At 42.9% G+C, this 21,801-nt stretch carries 11 protein-coding genes; 3 read left to right on the plus strand and 8 right to left on the minus strand.

Annotated elements, in window-relative coordinates; all coding sequences use genetic code 11:
• Nucleotides 1-57 precede the first annotated feature (57 nt).
• Together LY11_RS06695 and LY11_RS06700 are read right to left on the minus strand one after the other, a co-directional pair.
• The gene (locus LY11_RS06695) at nt 58-471 is read right to left on the minus strand and encodes a GNAT family N-acetyltransferase (protein WP_111632954.1); all 414 of its coding nucleotides are present in this window, start codon (nt 469-471) and stop codon (nt 58-60) included.
• Nucleotides 472-795: 324 nt separating this feature from the next.
• Entirely contained in the window at nt 796-1,266 is a 471-nt protein-coding gene (locus LY11_RS06700; protein WP_111632955.1) for a carboxypeptidase regulatory-like domain-containing protein, read from the minus strand.
• Nucleotides 1,267-1,407: 141 nt separating this feature from the next.
• On the opposite strand from LY11_RS06700, the gene LY11_RS06705 reads away from it, so the two are divergent.
• A complete protein-coding gene (locus LY11_RS06705; RefSeq protein WP_170132644.1) occupies nt 1,408-3,405 on the plus strand; it encodes a S8 family serine peptidase in 1,998 nt (665 codons plus the stop codon).
• A gap of 11 nt (nt 3,406-3,416) precedes the next feature.
• Here LY11_RS06705 and LY11_RS06710 read toward each other — a convergent pair whose 3' ends face one another.
• From LY11_RS06710 to LY11_RS06720, 3 genes are all read right to left on the minus strand, one after another.
• On the minus strand, nt 3,417-3,920 hold the full coding sequence (locus tag LY11_RS06710; protein WP_111632957.1) for a GAF domain-containing protein: 504 nt from the start codon (nt 3,918-3,920) through the stop codon (nt 3,417-3,419).
• Nucleotides 3,921-4,058: 138 nt separating this feature from the next.
• Nucleotides 4,059-5,219: an iron-containing alcohol dehydrogenase gene (locus LY11_RS06715; protein WP_111632958.1), complete on the minus strand. Its 1,161-nt coding sequence runs from the start codon at nt 5,217-5,219 to the stop codon at nt 4,059-4,061.
• A gap of 63 nt (nt 5,220-5,282) precedes the next feature.
• The gene (locus LY11_RS06720) at nt 5,283-5,471 is read right to left on the minus strand and encodes a hypothetical protein (RefSeq protein ID WP_111632959.1); all 189 of its coding nucleotides are present in this window, start codon (nt 5,469-5,471) and stop codon (nt 5,283-5,285) included.
• Between the two features lie 85 nt (nt 5,472-5,556).
• On the opposite strand from LY11_RS06720, the gene LY11_RS06725 reads away from it, so the two are divergent.
• Entirely contained in the window at nt 5,557-5,925 is a 369-nt protein-coding gene (locus LY11_RS06725; protein WP_170132645.1) for a response regulator transcription factor, read from the plus strand.
• Nucleotides 5,926-5,953: 28 nt separating this feature from the next.
• Here the strand turns inward: LY11_RS06725 and LY11_RS06730 are convergent, their stop codons facing one another.
• Genes LY11_RS06730 through LY11_RS06740 form a run of 3 tightly spaced genes read right to left on the minus strand, consistent with a single transcriptional unit; the run spans nt 5,954 to nt 18,837 of the window.
• Nucleotides 5,954-7,957 carry an OmpA family protein gene (locus LY11_RS06730; protein ID WP_111632961.1) on the minus strand — a complete coding sequence of 668 codons (2,004 nt, stop codon included), beginning with the start codon at nt 7,955-7,957 and terminating at the stop codon, nt 5,954-5,956.
• Nucleotides 7,958-7,966: 9 nt separating this feature from the next.
• On the minus strand, nt 7,967-8,962 hold the full coding sequence (locus LY11_RS06735; protein ID WP_111632962.1) for a PorP/SprF family type IX secretion system membrane protein: 996 nt from the start codon (nt 8,960-8,962) through the stop codon (nt 7,967-7,969).
• Between the two features lie 29 nt (nt 8,963-8,991).
• Nucleotides 8,992-18,837 carry an Ig-like domain-containing protein gene (locus tag LY11_RS06740; protein WP_245952635.1) on the minus strand — a complete coding sequence of 3,282 codons (9,846 nt, stop codon included), beginning with the start codon at nt 18,835-18,837 and terminating at the stop codon, nt 8,992-8,994.
• A gap of 417 nt (nt 18,838-19,254) precedes the next feature.
• On the opposite strand from LY11_RS06740, the gene LY11_RS06745 reads away from it, so the two are divergent.
• Complete coding sequence (locus LY11_RS06745) at nt 19,255-21,765, plus strand: NACHT domain-containing protein (protein WP_111632964.1); 2,511 nt, start codon at nt 19,255-19,257, stop codon at nt 21,763-21,765.
• Nucleotides 21,766-21,801: the final 36 nt, after the last annotated feature.

Here is a 21,801-nt window from a genome sequence, read left to right on the forward strand (position 1 = left end):
TAAAGCAGGTGCTCTATAGCAAAGGACCTTAAAATGATAATATGGCAAGAGCGGAACTTAGTTTAATATTTTCTGCATCGTCACATAATCAATGCCTCCTTTGCTGAATTTCTGTTCAGTTTCAACCATACCAGACTTCTTATAAAATGATGCCTTATCAACGCGGGCATTACACCAGATTGTTTCCACTTTATTTTGCTTCGCAACTAAAAATAGATGTTGTAATAATTTTGTCCCGTAACCATTGCCCTGAACCTTGGTATCAGTTGCAAATTTCCTAAACTGAGCTTCATTGCCAGTAATAAATAGAGAGACTACTGAGACTAGCAGTTCATCCTTGAAAAGTCCAAAATGAAGCCCGTTTTTGTCTTCTTCTAATTTTACATAGTCAATAGATTTTTCAGGCCACATTACCCTGTGCCGTAAATCCCAGGTATCAGCTGCCTTTATTTCTTTGACGATCACTCCCATTTACAAATCCTTTATTACCACATAACTTAACCAAATTCAGCTTCCAATTATGAATCTAAAAATCATTTTTAGCTTCCCATATTATTCTCATTTTGAATTTCCCATATTATTCTCATTTTAAGCTCCTTCGCTATATTAATCTGCCAGTTATGGTATACCTGCTATAGTCCACCAACCAGCAGATGAACGTCAGTTGGAGAGTCTTAAAAAAAAATGAATACCCTAATGTGAAGGGCATGCGTTCCGAGCTTCTTCAGCGAAGGCAATGTCGGCCGAACATAGGGTGTTTATTTTTTTTAGCTGGAAAAACCCAGTGAATACACTTTAATAAACCGCCTTATGGTTAACAACTATATCGCAAACCGTAACCTTCTTCGCAAAAACCTCTACAGGATTCAACTCCCCCTTCCCATTCGACAAACTTGCGAAAAACATTCCCCCATCCTCACCAGTAAACAAAGAATATACCCCCGGTGCCAGCTTACACTCAAAAAACCCCTTATCATCAGTCTTCACCTGCGCCACTAACGGCCGGTTGATCACTTTATACAAAGGCCCCTCGCCCTCAGTTTGTGCTCCCGTTGTCACCGCATAAATATAAACCGTACGCTGCGAAACCTTCCCGGAATTACGCTCAGGCTTCTGATCAGGACCAGGCATAAAATTACCCTCCTTCACGGATACCCTACCCTTTACCCCCTCTACGACACCCCTTTGCTGGCTCGAAGATCTCGAAGCACAAGAAAAATTTACCAGGAGTACTGCTGAACAAAAAATAGCTAAATAAAATTTCATCTGTATAGGTATTAAAGTTAAATTTGAAGCACCCCGTAACGCAATTCAAGCAATTTACCGTGCATTATGATTAATTCTCTCAATTTACGAAAGTGTGGACTATTATCCATAATATTCTGCGCAAGCCTTACACTTTCGCAAGTGCACGCACAACAAGTTATCATGCCCGGTGTAACCAACGCCACATTTCTTAAAACCAATAGCGTTGCCCTTGCCAGCAGTGCCAACAAACAAAGACTTAGTGCCTTTGCTATTGCTGCCAGGAAAGGATGGGCAGTAAACAGAAGAGACCGGGACGGATCAGTGATCAGACTGCAACGCCTTGACGATGCCGGATTACCCGTATATTATACCACCAACAACAATGTAATTGCCGCAGCAACTACAAGAACCAATAAATTATATAATGGCGGCGGCTTAGGATTAACCCTCAGTGGCAGTACCATTCCAGCAGGAAAAATAGCCATATGGGACGGAGACGGTGTATTAACCACCCATGTCGAATTTGCCAGCGGAAGAATTGAAATCAGAGATAAAACCCTGACCACCTCAGAACACTCCACACACGTTGCGGGAACCATGATTGCCGCAGGCATAAACCCAATTGCCAGAGGCATGGCATTCGGACTCCCGAAACTCTACTCCTTTGACTTTGACAACGATACCCCCGAAATGTCTGAAAATGCCGCCGGTCTGCTTATTTCCAATCACTCTTATGGTGTGGTTGCAGGATGGTCCTTAAACACAGATATTAACCCCGAACGCTGGGAATTCTATGCAGCTCCAGGAGCAACAGAAGACTATAAATTTGGATATTACGACGCTCAATCCTCAGACTGGGATAAAATCTGTTACAACGCACCTTATTACCTTCCTGTAAAATCGGTCGGGAACAACAGATCATCCAACGGGCCGCCAGTAGGCGGAGACTATTACAGATTTAATGCAGATAAAGTAATGGCCGATGCAGGCAAAAGACCAGCAGGTCTGAGCAGCAATGATAAATATGATAATATAGCCACTTACGGAACCGCGAAAAACATTCTTACCGTAGGTGCCATCAACCCGCTTCCAGCCGGCCCTTATACACCAGACCGCATTATAGCAGCGACTTTCAGCAGCTGGGGACCAACAGATGACGGCCGGATTAAGCCAGATTTAGTAGCAGACGGCGTTAGAGTCACCTCTACCAGTAATGCAGGCGATGACAGGTATACAACCCTCTCAGGCACTTCTATGGCTACCCCAAATGTGAGTGGCTCCCTGATACTTTTACAAGAACTCTACAGCCGCCAGAATAATACAGCCTATATGCGCTCTGCAACCTTAAAAGCCGTTGCAATTGGTACCGCAGCCGAAGCAGGCAGTGCTCCCGGGCCTGACTACAGCTTTGGATGGGGATTATTAAATACGGAAGCCGCCGCACAGGCGATACTGGATAATCACGTTAAAAGTAAAATCGCTGAAAACCTGCTTACCCAGGGAGAACAGCAATTTATTGATGTCGTAGCTAAAGGCGGAACCCCGCTAACCGGTACAATATGCTGGACTGATCCCGAAGTAACCCCTTTGAGTACTTTGGAAGCACTGAACAACCCAGCACCACGATTAGCCAATGACCTTGACCTGCGCGCGGTTCAGGAATCTGTGACATTTTTACCATGGATACTTGATCCCGCTAAGCCAGCCGCTCCGGCAACAAAAGGAGATAATACCAGGGATAATGTGGAACAAGTCAGAATTGATGAACCTGTTGCAGGAAAGACATACAGGTTTAATGTATCCCACAAAGGAACACTTAAACGCGGAGCGCAAGCCTATTCCATCCTGTTGACAGGAATAGATGGCGATGCTGCCTTTGCCTCCAATAAAGTAACTGAAGGTGACCTGAATATGGTGGTTTATCCTGTTCCGGCAAGAAACGAAGTGAATATTAATTTTAATATAGCAGACAAAAAGAATGTCAGTATCGACCTGTTCAATATCTCAGGACAAAAACTTTACAGTGAAAAGAAAAATGATTTTTCAGGCGTATATTATAGTCAGATAGATCTGACACACTATGCCAGTGGCATGTACTTTATGGTCGTAAAAATAGGACAGAATTCTTATACTAAAAAATTCATCTGCACTAAATAATAACGGAACAATTAAGCCCTCTTTTCAATCTCAAGCTGGATAAGCTGGGCAACCCATTCCAGTTTTTTTCTGTCTTCCGGCGTAAATGTCCTGACCTTTTTATCTACAATACACACCGCACCAATATTAAAACCTTCTGAAGTTGTAATCGGTACCGCAGCATAAAACCGAAGACCGAATTCACCGACTACCAAAGGATTGGACATCAGGCAAGGCTCTACCAGTGCATCTTCGAAAACTGTCAATTCATCCCTCAGGATCGCCAGAGAGCAAAGGCTAGTGCCCCTTTCAACTTCACTACCCGAATCTCCCTGCTGATCGGCCTTCGTCCACACATGATCTTTATCGACAAAGTTGATCATCGCCAATGGAACTTTCAGCATGGTTGCCGTGACAGCTGCCAGCTGATCGAAGATCGGTTCAGACTTGGTGTACATAATTTTATACTTTTTTAAGTTCTCTAAACGCGCCTCTTCATTCTGTGGAATTATATTCCTTCCAAAAGTATTCTCCAATGTGTTATTTATTACTTTATATAACTTATATCTGCGAACCTATACAATTACCATACCCTTTTAAAATATTCAGTCAAAAAAAAACTACACCAAACAGGAGTATACCGATATTCCTGTTTGGTGTAAAATAGGTAAGAACTAATAACTTAACTCTACAATTTGTTTGACATCAGCGGGCTTAATGCTTTTATGTTCTCCCAAACCTAACCATCCCCGATCGGTAAACCGCTCCTCAATTTTCTCTGCAGTACCCTTATAATCATCAGTATACTGAGAAAGCCTGGTGTCAATTCCTAAAGAATGGAAAAAAGACTCCGTTCTGTTAATCGCAAGCTCCGCTTTCTCCTCGATTGTACCTTCCTGAATCCCCCAGATCCGTTCCGCATACTGTGCAAGTTTTTCCTTCTTCTGCTCAAAATTATACCGGTAATGTGTAGGTACAATAATTGCGAGCGTACGCGCATGATCAATACCAAACAAAGCTGTCAGCTCATGACCAATGGCATGTACTGACCAGTCTGTAGGCACCCCCTTTTGAATCAGTCCGTTTAAAGCCATCGTACAGCACCACATAAAGTTAGCTGCAGCCTCATAATCTGACGGGTCCTGCTGTACCCTGGGTGCAATTTCTATCAGTGTCTGCATGATTCCTTCCGCAAACCTGTCCTGTAAAAATGCCTGCGCAGGATAAGTCATATATTGCTCCAGTACATGTGTAAAAGCATCAGTGATCCCATTCGCCAATTGCCGCTGCGGAACAGATTTCACCACAAGAGGATCAAGCACAGAGAACTCCGGGAATAAACCAGGTCCGCCCATTCCGAACTTCTCCTGCGTATCTGCACGTGTAATTACGGCGCCAGAATTCATTTCTGAACCCGTAGCCGGCAAAGTCAGTACTGTTCCAAAAGGCATCCCCTTATCCGTTCTGATCTTATTTTTCAAAATATCCCATGGCTCGTCCCCCTGGTACAGGGCCGCAGCAGAAAGGAATTTAGTACCATCGATCACAGAACCACCCCCAACAGCCAGCAAATAAGTAATCTGCTTGTCTTTGATAACTTTTAATGCCTGCATTAACACCTCATATTCAGGGTTGGCCGGGATACCACCAAACTCAGTTACCTCAAAGCCATTCAGCGCCGAGATCACCTGGTCATAGATACCATTCGACTTAATGCTTCCACCCCCATAAAGCAATAATACTTTTGCATTTTCCGGAATCTCCTGGCTGATCTTTGCAATCTGCCCTTTACCGAATATTATTTTTACCGGATTCTTAAATTCGAAATTCAACATACCTTTAAGGTTAATACTACCTGAATTATTTATAATTATGGATTAATACTTTAATCCTGCTTATTAACGCTCCGCTTCTTCATAGCGTATAAACTGCCATTTTGCCTTGGCATCCTTTTCAAAGAAAACTTTATAGCTATTATCAGGAGGTAAAGTAAAATGAAAAGATAACGTCGTTTCCTGGTTATTTTTCGGTATGAAACTAGGGAGTAAGGTATTAGCAATTGCTTCTATTTGTTCTTTCGGCTGCATGTGTCTTTTATAAATAATAAAACAAAAGTATCAATTCTTTCTGCCAATCATGGCACTCTGTTTGTTCAGCATGGTTTTTAGAATTATGAATAGAATACTAGTTGTCGAAGACGATCCGGATTTACTGGAAGTCATTCAAATGCTTCTTGAGGAAAATAATTATAAGGTTTTCCCATTAATGAACGGAAGGCCCATCTTCAGGATTATTGAAGAGTTCAGACCTGATATTATCCTGATGGACATCAGACTGGACGGGATGGATGGAAGAGCAATCTTCAAAGAAATCAGAACCAGACCAGATACCGCCCGTATACCAGTTGTATTAACTTCGGGTGGCTTCTCTGAAGACTATATTATGCGGGAAAATTTATTGGCAGATGCTTACCTGGAAAAACCATTTGAAATGGCAGTGTTGCTGGATAAGCTGCAGCAGTTACTAAAAGAGCCTGCCTGAATTCATCATTCAGACAGGCCTTGAGTATTTATTGTTTGGTAACCTTAAATTCAGTTCTTCTGTTCAGCTGACGGCCTTGTGGGTTATCTTTTCCACTAGGAAGCTGATTCGGCGCAATAGGCTTAGTAAAACCATAGCCCTTAGCTGTCACCCTGCTGGCAGCAATACCTTTTTTAACCAGGTAATCTACACATGACTGCGCCCTTCTTTCTGACAGTTTCAAATTGTAAGCAGCCTTACCCACATTATCAGTATGTGAACTGAGTTCAATTTCCAGGGTTTCATTGTCAATCAGTTTCTGGTACAGCTTATCCAGGATAACCTCTGATGCCGGATTAAGCTTATAACTGTTAAAATCATACAGGATATTTTCCAGGACAACCGGTTTATTAATAATGAACCCATCCAGGCAGATCCGCGGATTCAGCAGTGTATCTAATTTAGCCAGTTCATCATAAGTATAGCTCAGTACCTTTCTGAAATAAAGGTTTTTCTCTGCCTTTATTCTTAACTGACGGTTAGAATTGACTTTGAACCTGTATTTACCATCTGCCTCAGTAATTACCTTCATAATTTGTGTAGAGTCGGTAAGCGTAACGACTGCACTATCCAGCGGCAAATTGGTTTTACAATCCAGAATTGTTCCCTCCACAGTCAGGAAATCTTTTTTGACATGGAAGATCTCCAGACAACATACGGACTCCCTGTCAGAGCTGATGTATCCTTCGCTATCCTCACTATCTGATGGTGTGAAATAAGCATCATCCTTTGAAGAGTTAAATGGAAACCCCAAATTTCTTGGTTCAGACCAGGCCCCAAAGTTACCCGTACTTTCATAGAAATCCAGTCCGCCCATACCTACTCTTCCATCGCTGCTGAACAGCAATTTTTTAGTTCGTTCATTATAATAAGGGGCCTCATCATTCTCTTTAGAATTGACCATATTCCCCATATTGGAAGCTTCACTCAGAGTTCCGTCACTGCGTAATTTACAATACCAAAGATCAAATTTACCTAATCCACCTGGCCGGTCTGAAGAGAAAATAAGATATTTCCCGTCTTTACTTACAAAAGGCTGCATCGAATTGAAGCCTTCCACGTTCACTTCTGTGCCTAAAACTTTTGGTGCCGCCCATACCTCTCCGGTACCTCTGGAAACATTAACCTGGTATATCTTTTTATTACCTGCCCCACTCCAGATGGTCACATACATGACCCTTCCGTTTGGACTGAATGCCGGAGCAGCAAATTCTTTACCTTTTTCCGGAGTTCCCATTTTCTTCACCGTTGTCGATGTCCTTAATGGATTTCCTGAGGCCGAATAAATGGCATTGATAAAAGGGTTCTCCGACTTCACAACTTTAGTTTTCATCTTACTATCCTTGACAGTCTGCGTTTTGTTACCTACCGCAACAGGCCGGGATGAAGTAAAATAGAAATTATTATTCATCAGTAAAGGCGTATAGTTAGACCCCTGGTCATTAATTTGATTCAACAGCTTACTGAACTTATACAAGCGTGGGTAACGCATTTCATACAAGGCAAAATTACAGGAAGCAATTTCAAGTTTCGCTTTCTCTGCGTAGTCATCATTCGCTTTATATTTAGTTAAAAACTCTTTGAAAGAGATAATCGCATCATTGAATTTTTGATTGGAACGCTGACTTTCCCCGAAATAAAACAGGCTTAAGGCGTACTTAGGGTCGCTGAAGTTTCTGGCAATGGCGTACCAGGCTTCGGCTCCCCTGAAGTCCTTATAAAGACGGAGTGATGACGCTAACTGAAAAACACAATATTCGTATTCAGGGCGCTTTGGGCTTTCTTTTTTCACCTTAGCTTCAAACGCATAAGGCACTACAAAACCCGTTGTATCCGTTGAGATATTTAATGCTTTTTTATAGTATTCAGCGGCTGCATAATAATCCTTATTCTGGAAATACACATCAGCAACTCTTTTATTATTGGTTACATATTGGGCCTGTGTTCCTGTACTTAATAAACAGATCAAAAGCAATAGTCTGAGAGGTTTCATATTTGTGGGTTATAAGCGTGGACAAAAGAAGTTAGGACCTGAAATCCCCCTGCGGCTGGTAAAGGATACTGACAATTCCAATCCACCTTTACTTCCTGTTGCACGGTTAAGCCCCGAAGTATTAAAGTCATAACTGACCCCAAAAGTCATGTTCTTCAGGTGCAGCCCGAAGAAGGCTATCGCAGCATCGTCAAAACGATAATTCGAGCCGAACATCAGATCGGCATCCGGATTGACATAAAATTGCCCGTAAGCGCCTACAGATGTTTCATGAGCAGTCCCCTGTTTCATATAAAGTCCATTAGGTGTAATATCAAATACATCGTTCACTTTAACACGGGCACCACCATGCGCAGTATACCGGATAGGTATTCTGACATCATTTCCAAGGAAACGGTCAATTGGCCTGGTCAGGTGATTGGCTGCAACCCCTCCAAATACATTGACACGTTTATCTCCGCTTCCATCAAAGTACATGGCACCTACATTCACGTCCGGAACCAGAGTATTGCTGGAGGTAAAGTTTTCATTGAAAGGCAAACCCGGATCGTATCCGGTTCCTGGGTTAAACTGGTTACCCAGTGTAACTTTCGAAGGATCAAAACTCTTGTTTAAGATCCCCGCCTGCAAACCAAAGTTGATCATGTTTAATCCTGCCCGGCCAAAACGGATCCGGTAGGCAGCTGAAGCTAACGCATTCAGGTAATTATAACTCACGTCTCCTGCATTCTGATTCAGGATCATCCCCCCAAAAGCAAGATTTTTAGTAGGTGCCATATCAAATGAGGCACCTGCTGTGAGATAGGAATGGGAAACTGATCCCCATTGTTGTTTGGCATTTACTGATACCCGGTAATCTCCATCGATAACACCCGTTAAGCCTGGGTTAAGCCATAATGGATTGGCATAATATTGTGAAAAGTGAGGATCGATTTGCGCACTAACCTTCGAAGCCCCCGTAATGCACAACAAGCCCAAGACGATGATTTTTGATAGTTTCTTCATGTGATTCATATTTCAGGTTAATGGGTCCCTTATCTTAAAATGGTTATTGTTCCTTTTCTTTTATCTGTAGAGCCGTCTGTAAGGGTCAGTTCTACGTAGTATACATATACACCATTTGGTTGTATTTGTCCTCTATATGAGCCATCCCACCCTACTTGCAGCTGCAACGATTCAAATAAGAATTGTCCCCACTGATTATAGATGCGCATTCTCATTTTAGCAATTGAATTTCCATAAACATAGAAGACATCATTTTTACCATCCCCGTTTGGTGTGAATGTATTCGGAATAAATATATCACCAGGTATTGCTCCATCGGTTGCTGTCCCGGTTACACTGCCCGCTGCACTGGTTTGACAAGTTGTACTTCCTTTTGCTCTCACCATCAGTTTAACAGTTGTATTTGCCGGAAGTCCTGAGATCAGGTGTGTCGTACCTGCGGCTCCTGAACTTGGACTGGTCCAGGTAGTCCCTCCATCCATAGATACTTCATAGCTGGTTGCTCCCGGAACATCATTCCAGCTAAAGGTGATACTGCTCAGTGTACTTGATTTCACCACTACTACCGGCGATGCAAGTGCTGCTGCTACAGTTACATTAACTGCAATTCTGCCGCTGGTCGCTGTTCCTGAAATCGCTTCTACATAAAAGATCGTCGTTGCAGTGATGGCTGGTGTCGTAAAGGCTGGCCCTGTGAACAACACGCTTCCTCCTGTTGGTGCATTGTACCAATTGTAAGTTACTCCTGTCAGCGCATTGGTTACGGTTAAAGTAACCGGGCTTCCTCCGCAGCTTACTGCATCCCCTACTGCAGATGCCGGTACGGTAACATTCACGGTATAGGTATTGGTTGCAGTCAGTCCGTTTCCGTCTGTAACAGTTACAGTTACCGGGAAGCTTCCTCCTAGTGTTGGCGTTCCTGAGATTATCCTGGTTACCTGATCAAAGTTTAAACCAGGAGGCAAGCCTGTAGCTACATAACTATAAGGCGCTGTTCCACCAACTACTGCTGGTAAGGTTTGAGGAGTATAAGAACTGCCGACCTGTCCATCTGGTAAAGTTGCTGGTGGCAAGGTCATTTGTGTGCTGCTGCCTACTCCAAGAATGAAAGCGGCTACCGCTGTACATCCTTTGCTATCTGTGGCTGTAACAGCGAAAGCATAACTTCCTGCTGCTGTAGGTGTTCCGGTCAGCAGTCCCGCTGCAGACAGCGATAAACCTGCTGGAAGCGTACTTCCTGGTTCCAGGCTGTAAGTATAGCCAGGAGTACCTCCTGTTGCTGAACCCACCTGCGCAGAATAAGTAGTTGAGGTAGACGCGCCAGCCAGGGTTGCACCATTGTAAATCAATGCCGGGTTCACCGTTAAGACAACTGTTTTGGCAGTGGCCGATGAGCTTTCGCAAGTATTCGGTCCTTGTACAGTCACATAATAAGTGGTATTTGCTGTCAGTACAGGTGTGTTATAAACTGCTCCAGTAAATACTGAATTAGTTAAAGCTGCATCGGTGTACCATTTAAATGTTGGGTTACTTACTGTCGCACTGCTTGCTGTTAAACTAGCGCCCGAGCCTCCGCACACTACAGAAGGTATACCTGTTATGGTAATATCTGCCGAGCTGGCCGGAGTTTTTAAGTTCACATTTACAGCAACTCTTGTGCTGGTTATTCCTGCCAGACCTTCTACATAATAAATAGTATTCACTGTGATTGCAGGAGTCTGGAAGCTCGTTCCTGTGAAAATCGGGATTCTCGCAGTTGTATTCGTAAACCAGTTATAAGTGATAGCTGGTACTGCATTGGTTACAACTAAAGTAACACTGCCCCCTCCGCAATTCGATCCGTCAGCAACAATTGGTGCTGGGACAATCACATTCAGCGGATAATTGGCTGAGGCATTCCTGTTGCTTCCATCGGTTACGGTCATCGTGACTGTGAACATGCCGCCTATAGTGGGTGTACCTGTAATATTCCTGGTTGCAGGATCAAATAACAGACCTGGAGGCAGACCGGTAGTAACGTAAGTGTAAGGGGCAGTTCCGCCTATTGCTGCTGGAAGGGTTTGTACTGGATAAGCTGTACCTACTTCTCCATCTGGCAAGGTTGCTGCTGGTAGTGACAATACAGTTGTAGTACCAATGTTCAGGGTGAATACGCCCTGAGTACTACAGCCTTTACTGTCTGAGGCATTAATTGAGAAAGTATAATTTCCAGCTGTTGTTGGTGTTCCGCTGATTAATCCGGCAGATGACAAGGTTAATCCTGCTGGTAAAGCACTGCTTGGTGCAAGCGCATAAGTATAAGGCGCTGTGCCACCAGTGGCAGGATCAATTTGTACACTGTATGGATTGATGGTGGAGCCGTCATTGAGTGCTTTACCTGCAAAATTCAATGGAGCATTCACGTTTAAGGTAATCACCAGTGCTTGCCCAGCCAGGTTTGGACATTTATTCAATCCTTGTACGGTTACGTAATAGGTTCTGCTTGTTGCCAATGGAGGTACATTGAAAGTATCCCCTGTAAACACTGCGTTCATGAGCGCAGAATCTGTATACCAGGTAAATACCGGGTTAACCACAGTCATACTGCTTGCAGTTAAGGTTGTGCCTGATCCTGAACATAGCACCGCAGGAACACCATTCACGCTGATGTCTGAGGCTGTTGCCGGCGGGTTAACATTCAGGGTAACAACTTTTGCATCGGCTGCAGCATTTTTACATTTATTAGTTCCTTCAACGGTTACGTAATAAAGTGTATTCGTTGCGGATGCTATTGGAGTAAATGTTGGACCGGTCGCAGCTACTACGGTTAATGCAGCATCTTTATACCAGGTAAACATTGGATTGGTTACTGTAGCTGAGCTGGCAGTTAAAGTAACCTGAGATCCTGCACAAGTACTTACTGGTATACCGCTTACGGTAATGTCAGCAGCTGTAGCTGGCGGATTAACAGTTAAAGTAACCACTTTAGCGGTACCTGCTGTGTTTGCGCAGCGGGTATCTGCTTTTACGGTAACATAATAAGTAGTCGTTGCTGTTACCGGAGGCACGTTATAGGTTGCTCCTGTAAATACTGCACTGGTTAATGCAGCATCTGTGTACCAGGTAAATACTGGGCTGGTTAGCGTACTGGTGGCTGTTAATACAGCACCTGTGCCTACACAAACAGAATTTTCTGCACCAGTAACATTAATATCAGCAGCCATAGCCGGCGGATTAATAGTAATGGCAATTGGAGTTCTCGCTAAAGCAATTCCACAAGCATTACCATTTGAGGCTTCTACATAATAAGTTGTAGTTCCTGCTGGCAAACTAGTTGGCGTAATAAAGCTATTGGTGTTAGCAGCAATCAGGTTTCCTCCGGTTAATGCGTCATACCAGTTGAAAGTAATACCTGTAACCGGGTCTACTCTTAAAGTGACCGGAGTATTCAGACAAGTTGTTACTGGATTTCCTGTAGCTGGTACCGCAGCCGGAGCCGCACCGGTAATAATCACTGTTACTGTAGTTTTTACTAATCCCGGACAAGTACCACGGGTGGCATTTACTGTGTAGGTGTAAGTTCCGGCAGTCAGCGTAGTTGGTGTACTGAAAGTTGGATCGTTACCTACTATTGCGCCTGAACTATCATACCAGGTATAAGTTATGCCTGCAACAGGATTACTCACTGCAAGGTTTGCAGCACTGCCTTCGCATGCTGAAACTGTAGTTGCAGCAACCGTTGGTGGTGCTATAATACGCTGTGCATAGTTCAGATTGATTGAGGTAAGCAGCCCCGCTGCTCCTGATTTAAGCTTCAACTCGATGGCATCAAAAGCAGTGCCTGGAGTAAATTGAATAACAAAGTTTTTATTAGCAGTAACGACATTCAGATTAAGTTGCGGATCGGTAATATTCCTTTCATCAGTATTACTTATTCCATTTTTATAAGTCGTTACAGTGATGTTGTTGGCAATACCCAAAGTAAGCAGTGCACCGGTTTGTGTCAGGCTTACTTTTACCTGATCACCAGGAGTTGAAAGTCCCACAAAACCTACCCGCTGACTTACATAACTATTCAGTAAACCAACCGGGATAAAGAGTGAAGAACTCGTAGTAGAATCATTGTCTAAAGCAAAAGCAGGATTTGAAACCCCTGCGAATAAAGCAGGCCCATTTACTGTGTTACCCATATCAACTGTTGCCCCTTCACAAGGAACTGATCCTGGATTTGGTGGCGTATTATTTACAGTCACCACAACCGAAGCTGCAGCAGACACGCAAGTTCCTGCTGTACCTTCTGCGGTTACATAAAATGTAGTAGTCGCAATAAGCGGATCAGTTGCAAACATTCCATTCGCCCCATTGGCTAAGGTTGATAATTCTGGCGTACCTGGCGTGGTAGCCGGATCAGCACCATACCAGTGATAAGTTAAATTAGCAGTTGATGAATTTGCAATCAGCACTGCTTTCTCTCCCGAATTAATCGTTACTGCTGCAGGAGTCAGTACTGGTGGAGTCAGGCTGCCGACAGTAACTATAATTGCTGCTTTTGCAGATGTGGTACCGCAGGTGTTCACGGCTTCTACTTCATAAGTTACATCTGCGGTAACTACATCAGTAAATATTGCTGTTGTCTGACCAGGAACTATTACACCGGCTTTATACCAGTTATAGGTAACCCCGGCCTGAGGGCTTTGTATTTTGATTTGGATGCTTGATCCCGCACAGGTACTCTGTGATGGTGAAAGCAATAATGGAGTTGCAGGTGCAGGGCTAACTGTGACATTGACCTGAGTTCTTGAACTTCCGCAACCTCCTCTTGAAGCTTCTACAAAGAATTTTGTATCCGCAGTAATTGCAGGTGTGGTAAAAGTAGCACCGTCATTACCTAAGTAAGTCCCGGCGGCATCGTACCATTTATAGATAATACCTTGCTGCGGAGCTGGAACAGATAGAGTTGCGGGTGCATTTAAGCAGGCAGTTACATCGGCCGAGGCAACTGCCGGTGCTTTAGCTATCCTTCTGGCATAGTTAAAGTTAATAGAGGTTAAAGCACCCAGAAGACCTGAGTTCAGTTTAACTTCTACCCCGTCAAACTGAGCTGCCGGAACAAAAGTAAGCAAGGCCTGAGAACCGCCGCTTAATAACTGAAGGTTCAGGATTGGATTGTTTATAGCAACACCGTCATTGTTACTGGCATTGCCCTGGTAAGTAGTTACAGTCACACTTGGAACAAGTGAAAGTGATAATAACTGACCTGGCGAGTTTAACAATACACGCACAGTATCACCTACGTTAGACAGACCTGTGAAAATTGCTTTTTGATAAACATTGGAACCTATGCCTACTGGTATAGCTAATGTTGATCCTGTTTGCTGATCACCGTCAATTGCTAATGCCGGATTATCTACTCTGGCTAATATAGAGACTAAGCCTCCAACGCCATTGGTTTGACTGGCTGGCCCTTCACATCCTACTGGTATAGGTGTTCCGGTTGGCACTACCGTAATCGTTTGTTGTACTCTTACAGAAGAGGCACAGCCGGTTATTGTAGAAACCGCGTCCAAATAGAAAGTTGTAGTTGCGGTAAGTGGTGGTGTCAGATAAGTTGCCCCGGTAAATACTGGGGTAACATCTGTCGCTGAGGTATACCAGTTAAAGGTAACATTGTTTTCTGTTGAAGTTCCTGTGAGGCTTACACGCTGACCTTGGGCTACTGTAGTCATCGCAGTAGCAATCTGCGGAGTAACCGGACGGGCATTAACAGTAACATTTGCTGCTGTACGGGTCGCTGAAACACAACTTCCATTGGTAGCTTCTACATAATAAGATGTATTTGCAGTTAATGCGGGTGTAGTGAAAACTGTGCCTGTAAATAAGGCTGTTCCACCGGTAGCAGCTGCATACCATTTATAAGTAATTCCAGCTATCGGACTGTCTACCGATAAGGTTGCTGGTGAACCTGCACAAACCGGAACTACTGTCGCTAAAACCGGAGGCGTAAGCCCGGTGGTTACAGTTACGGTAACCGGAACACGTGTATCATTGGCACAGCCATTTTTACTGACTTGCAAATAATAAATTGTAGTTGCAGTAAGTGCCGGTGTGGTAAAGGTATTGTCATTTGAAAGGACTGTTCCTCCAGTTGCAGCACTATACCAGGCAATGGTAGTCCCGGCAACCGGTGTAACTTGCAGCGTAGCTGTTGAGCCTGAACAGATGGTTTGATTTCCTGTAACCACCGTTGGGTTTGGAGCAACAACAGCCGCTCCATAAATATATACATTGATTAAAGCAGATAGTACAGCATTGACTTTGACTTCTACTCTGTCATAAACGCCGCCTGCTGCAACGGCAACTTTAAATCTGTTCCCTCCTAATAAACTTAAATGAATCAAGGATGAATTTAGCGGATAGCTGCTTACCACGGTAGTACCGTTCATCACATTAATGGTAGTTCCACCAAGAACTGATAAGTCTAACAGACCTGATGGTATTTCCAGTTCAAGACGGACACTATCTGTTGCTACGCCAGGATTTTGGAAAATTAAACGCTGGTATCCTGTAGTTCCAATACCTGCGGGCAGAGAGATCCTGGTATAATTGGTCAGGTCTGCATCTGTAGAATTAGCAGGATCAAAGATCGCACAAGCAATACATAACAAGCCGCCTGTAATTCCGCTTTCTTGTTTGGTAGCTGCATAACAGTTCGGATTGACCGTTCCGTTAATCACGCTAACTACAACCGGAACTCTGATTGCATTGGTACAACCAAAACTATTGGTAGTTCCTGCATAATAAGTCACATTAGCATTAAGTGCTGGTGTTGTAAAAGTTCCGCCCGAAGCTAGTTCAATACCGCCAGTTGCTGCTGCATACCATTTGATTGTTGAACCAGAGGTAGCGGTTGCCTGAAGGGTTGCAGTTTGACCGGCACTGACTGTTACATTATTAATAACAACAGTTGGTGCATCTGGTGCAGGGTTTACGGTGATAGTAACCGGGATACGTGCGCTTACTGCAGTTCCCGAAACTGCTTCTGCGTAGTAAGTGGTGGTCACTGTTAATGCAGGTGTAGTAAATGTAGTTCCGGTGCTTAGTGGTGTATTTCCGGTAGAAGAATAGAAGTTATAAGTTACCCCATTGGTAAGGTTATCAATAGTTAAAGTTGCAGTATTACCACTACATACTGTCACACCTGCTACAACAGGTGCATCAACAGTAATGTTCAGTGCATAATCTGTACTGGTAGAGATTCCTGTGTTGTCAGTAACTTTCATCGTGATGGTATAATTACCACCGGCGGTTGGAGTTCCTGAAATTACCCGGGTTGAAGCATTAAAGCTTAAACCTGCTGGCAATTGATTTGCATCAATCGTATAAGTATATGGACTGGTGCCCCCTGTTACTGCCGGCAAACTTGGAGAGGTATAAACTGTACCTACTTTACCATTGGCAAGCGTGGCAGTTGGCAAGTTCAGTGCACCGGCAACCTTTAAAGTGTATGGAACGGTGATCGTTCTGCCTGCTGCATCGGTTACCTGGATGGAAAGTGTGAAGGTACCTGATTGGGCAGGCGTTCCTGAAACAGTTTTAGTTAAAGGATTAAAAGCCAGTCCCGGAGGCAGGTTCAAGCCTGCATAAGTATAAGGCCCGGTTCCCCCAGTTGCATCAGGTATAGTCTGAGTCGGATAAATTACATTAATTGCGCCGTCAGGAAATACAACATTACCCAATGCCAGTGCGTCTCTGACAGTAATGGTATAGTTCAGGGTAGCGGTGTTGTTTTCATTATCGGTTACAGTGACCGGAAAAGTGAAAGTGCCTGTTTGTGTTGGCGTACCTGTAATTGCCCGGGTAGCCGGATCAAAATCTAGTCCTGGCGGCAGATTTGTAGCACTATAAGTAAAGACACCGCTTCCGCCTGTTGCTGAAGGTATAATTTGCGGAGTATAGGAAATCCCCTTAGTCCCATCCGATAAAGTGGAGGCTGTTAATACCAGCGGGCTTCTAACTATAATCGTATAGGTAGCGGTTGCAAAGTTTCCATCTGCATCGGTAACAGTTACGGGAATAGTATAAGTACCCGCTGTTGTAGGTGTTCCTGTCAGCAGTCCGGTTGCCGGGTTTAAGGTAACCCCCGGAGGCAGATTAGTCGCTGTATAAGTATAAGGTGTGCTTCCTCCGGTTGGAGTTGGCAATTGTGTATTCGGGTAAACTTTATTGACTGTACCATTTGGCAAGGTTGACAATGGTAAAGTTAAAGTCGATGTGATAGTTAACGTATGAATTGCGTTGGTTTTGCAGCCCGCAGCATCTGTTGCAATTAACGTAAAAGTTGTTGCTGCCGCTGCTGCGGTAGGTGTTCCGCTGATTAAACCTGCCGAGGTCATGGTTAAACCTAAAGGCAATGCACTTCCCTGAGCAATTGCATAGGTGTATGGAGCTGTGCCGCTGGTTGCCGGATTAATCTGTTTCGAATAGGCTTTACCAACTGTGCCATTGCTGAGTGGAGTTGCCGCAAACAAGAGTGTTGGTTTAACGGTCACCACTACACTATCCAGATCAGATTCTGCAATACAGCCTGTTTTCTGAGCAGCTACGTAATAGGTATAAACTCCGGCTGCCAGACCGGTTTCTGTAAGCACATTAGCTGTTACACCTGTAGCAGCTGTTCTTGGTCCATTAGTACCAACCTTTTTGTAAAAATTATAAGTATATCCAGCATTAGGGCTTTGAGGCGTTAAGGTTAAAGTACTACCACCGCATAGTATTTGTGCATTGCCGGTTATGCCGTCAAATAATGGTTTGGGTACTGTACGCTGTGCTTCGTGAATATTCAAACCTCCTGCCAGCAGATTACCTCCTATGGCCAGGCCATTGTCCAGGGTAACTTTAATCCTGTCAAATGGAGCGCCGGGTGTAAAGAATACCGGAAACTGGTTGTTATTTGTGAATAAGCCGAGTAAGTCAAGATTGACTAAAGCACTGAGTGAATTCAGATTGCCAACAGCGGTATTTCCATTGTAGGCTTGCACGGTAATCGTTTTCAGGACGTTTACGCTTAATACTGAACCACCCTGAGACAAAACAACCTTCGCCACATCTGATGCGGAAGAAAGTCCGTTTAAATAAATAGTTTGAGAAACTGATGAGCCCAAAGTCACTACTCCTGCCTGAAGTTGTGAAAAAGTATTCAAGTTACCATCAATAGCGTTTTGAGGATTAGCAACCAGGCTGGTTAAAGAAACATTTAAGCCTGTAGCTGCTACACTCGTAAATATAGAAGAACTGCAATTATCGGTATCATAATTGAATGCCGGATATACATTCATATTGATTGAACTTCCAAGACTGATTGAAAGTGCATTACTACGCACTCTTAAACGAATCCGCAGGGAGTTGTAAGCAACTGATGAAGTAACTGCAAAATAAGTTTTTCCGTTGACATCAGTCACAACTGTAGCCGAAACGTTGGTAGCAGGTATTACTGTACCGTCGCTGCCTGCCGTAGCCCCGGTATAAGCGTCAATTTGTACAATTCTTTTAGAGAAGAGTCCGGTAAGATCTCCTACAAGTCCGAGCAAATCGAGGTTTAAGCCATTATTGGTAGGCTGGTCAAAACGGATATAGGTTGTTTTTCCAGCAGTTAACGGACTACCATATTTAAGTTGTAAATACGCCTCCCCTTCGTATCCCAATCCGAGTAGACTGAAATACCTGGCATTCAGTGTTGCCGGAGCTCCCGGTGGCTGCAAGATTGCATTTCCAGGATTATCCACTGATGCTACATTGCCTGGATTAGGATTTGGGTTGTCCGATCCAATGTTATAGCTGGCAATTCCTGGTGAAGGAGTGATCGTCGCGTAATTTTTTGTTTGCGCATACGATCGCATACCAAATAGCGTTATAGCTAGTATACTAACGAGAAGACAAAGGTATTTTCTTAAAATTTGAGGAGTAAACGTATATTTCATACCGGCAGTTTTAGAGGTTAACTTTCATACTTTCCGACAATTTTAAGTAAAGGGCGCTTCTAATCAGGTGTTCAAATCGTTCATTTAATGTGGATGAAATGAACGGCTGATTCCGTTCATTTTGTTCAATTTCTTATTTCTAATTCAGAAAATTTTGGACATGCGCTTTTAAATGCACTCTAAAAGCATTTATCTGTTTAAAGGAAAATTTCTTGCCTTTTTTATTTAAAACCTTTCTGTTCATTTATCACGTATATGTGTATATTCGGTTACTATTGGTGTCTAACTAGCTTTTATTAACTAAAATCGAATAATACAATAGAAAAAAACGGATCTATGGAATACAGTCACCGGCTGAACGAACTTAAAAGCTTGATTCTCTTAAAATGTGGTATTCGATTTATTACGCCTGCTGACTGTAAGAGAATCTCAATTGAGATTAGTAAGCATCTTAACAAGAACGTAAGTGAAACGACCATTAAAAGGTTATTTGGTTTCGCTGTTGTTAAACATAAGTTTTCTACGTTCACCCTGACCACCCTTGCTGAATACGTTGACATTGCATCGGTTGATATCGTCGATTTACCACAGTCATCCCCTCCAACAGATGAATGGAAAAATCTTAAAGATAAAGCCGATAAGATTACCCAGTTCACGTTAAAAACTATAAGGAACAGATCCGGCATTCCTTATGACATTACCATCAGCCGGAAATTCGCAACCTATGATTTTGATGAGTTTTATACTGGCGACTATATCTTTACCAGTGTAATATCACAACCTGGCTACGGGAAAACTATTTTACTCAGCCATCTGGCAGAAGACCTGTTTTATAAACAAGACGCTGCGTATAAAGATTCCACCATCTTATTTGTTCAGGCTTATAACTTCTTTAGTAAAGATCAGGCAGATCTGAATATGGAGGATCAGCTCAAATTACAGTTACAGATAGATCCTGCCGAAAATACGCTGGAATATATTAATAACATTCAGGCTGCACATGGTGGTAAGTTTATTATCATGTTAGATGGTTTTGCCGAGCTGATTTTAAAGAAAGAAGATAAGAACCGCTTATTTGATAATATCATTAACCTGATCTGTTCACTGGAAGATTACAAGAATATCAAGTTAATGATGAGCCTGCGCTCTACAACCTGGATGAGGTTTTATGAACGCATCCGCCATTCTTCCTTCCTGAAGTCAAAATGGTTCCCGGGGAACTATTTTAATCTCCATGAGCTGTCCAATGTTCCTCCGCTGACAGAAAAAGAAGTAGATGTGATAATTTCTAAAATCAATTACCTGGACAATAAAGAAATCAATCCGAGACTCAAAGCTCAGCTGAAATTCCCATTGCATATCCAGCTCTATTACCAGCTCAAAGAAGAAGATCCTGATTTTAACTACTATACAAACATTACCTTTTACGAGCTGGTTTCCCGTTTTATTCAGGAAAAGATTTACCGCTCGAATTATTATACGGAAAAGATACTTTTCCTGAAAAAAATCATTCAGCTTACTGAGTATGGGAAACAAACCAATGCAGTAGAAAAAGACAGTTTGCTCTCAGAACTCTCTGCTTTCAGAAATGCCTATATAGAATTACTTGCCGATGGTATCCTGATGGAAGAAAAGCGGACAGAAAATGCACATCCGAAAGAATATGTACGCTTTCTGCATCCGCACATGTTCGAGTATTTTCTGTTTGTTGAGATTCTGGAAAAATTCCATCTTCAGGTAAACATCGATTTCTTCACTTATATCAATACGGAATATGAGGCTAACCAGGTCCGCTTCCAGCTTTTACAGTGGACTACACGCTTTCTGATCAAAACAGGTAATTTCCATGAGCTGAAATCTGTTTTCAAATTGAACCTGAACAGCTTCGAAACTAATTACCTGATCTTGTTCATGGCCGAAGAGATTAAATACAGATCGAAGTTTAATCCAGACATTCTCAGGGTACTCGACGAGAATCAGTTTCATGAGATCATCATTTCAAAACTCATCAATTTTGACTTTATTGATTCCTGTTATAAAGAGGCTGTTGCAGCTTTAATTGATATTGCCAGTAATGATGATCATTTACTGGTCTACAATTCAATATTAGGGGTTCTTGAAGTCATTAAACTGGATAAAAAAGCCATTAAGGCAAGAATAAAGAATATCAGTACACTGAATGCTGCAGATTGGATGGTCAACCCGGTAGAAGCATTGGAGATTATCTACGCCAAGATTAATGCGGAACAACCTGTTGAAAGGAATTTCCTGGGTCATATTGAAAGCTTAAGAAACGGAGATAATCCTTTTGGGGTCAGACCTGAAAACCATATTGATCCCAGGCAAGGTATTTCCTACCTCCTGATCCTTTATGTAAACCTGTTTACTGGTGATGCCACCTCCGGCCACGAAGTGATTTCTAATATTGTTAAACTTCATCCAAGAGAATTTGCAAAAAGAACTACTTTCACTATTTATATACTCGCTGTGTACGGAATGTATAGTTCCAGAAGTGCCCCGGGAAAGAAAACAGACCAGATTGAGAATATTATCGTCTATTTATCCAACAGGAACTGCACTAATTTCGCCAAATATCAGGAAGTAATTTTACTGATGTTCCAGGCGCAGCAATATTACAACAGGAAAGAGTATGAAATTGCGATTCACCATACCAAAGAATGCCTGCTGCTTTTCAGAAGAAATAACGTGCTGCTGAATGCGATGTTTATGTTCAATCTGCTGATCAATATCTATACAGACCTGAATGAGTTTGACCTGGTCAACGAATACAAGTACGAGAAGCTTTCTTTACTTGATGAACACCAGGTTTCAAGACAGCTATTTTAATTTCAATAAAAAATGGCGCTGCCTCTATAGAGACAG

The organism is Pedobacter cryoconitis (assembly GCF_003259615.1).
Lineage (GTDB): Bacteria > Bacteroidota > Bacteroidia > Sphingobacteriales > Sphingobacteriaceae > Pedobacter > Pedobacter cryoconitis.

Coding starts and splice junctions, on each gene's coding strand:
- LY11_RS06695 (WP_111632954.1), bottom strand. CDS start 471: ATGGGAGTGATCGTCAAAGAAATAAAGGCAGCTGATACCTGGGATTTA.
- LY11_RS06700 (WP_111632955.1), bottom strand. CDS start 1,266: ATGAAATTTTATTTAGCTATTTTTTGTTCAGCAGTACTCCTGGTAAAT.
- LY11_RS06715 (WP_111632958.1), bottom strand. CDS start 5,219: ATGTTGAATTTCGAATTTAAGAATCCGGTAAAAATAATATTCGGTAAA.
- LY11_RS06720 (WP_111632959.1), bottom strand. CDS start 5,471: ATGCAGCCGAAAGAACAAATAGAAGCAATTGCTAATACCTTACTCCCT.
- LY11_RS06725 (WP_170132645.1), top strand. CDS start 5,557: ATGAATAGAATACTAGTTGTCGAAGACGATCCGGATTTACTGGAAGTC.
- LY11_RS06730 (WP_111632961.1), bottom strand. CDS start 7,957: ATGAAACCTCTCAGACTATTGCTTTTGATCTGTTTATTAAGTACAGGA.
- LY11_RS06735 (WP_111632962.1), bottom strand. CDS start 8,962: ATGAAGAAACTATCAAAAATCATCGTCTTGGGCTTGTTGTGCATTACG.
- LY11_RS06740 (WP_245952635.1), bottom strand. CDS start 18,837: ATGCGATCGTATGCGCAAACAAAAAATTACGCGACGATCACTCCTTCA.
- LY11_RS06745 (WP_111632964.1), top strand. CDS start 19,255: ATGGAATACAGTCACCGGCTGAACGAACTTAAAAGCTTGATTCTCTTA.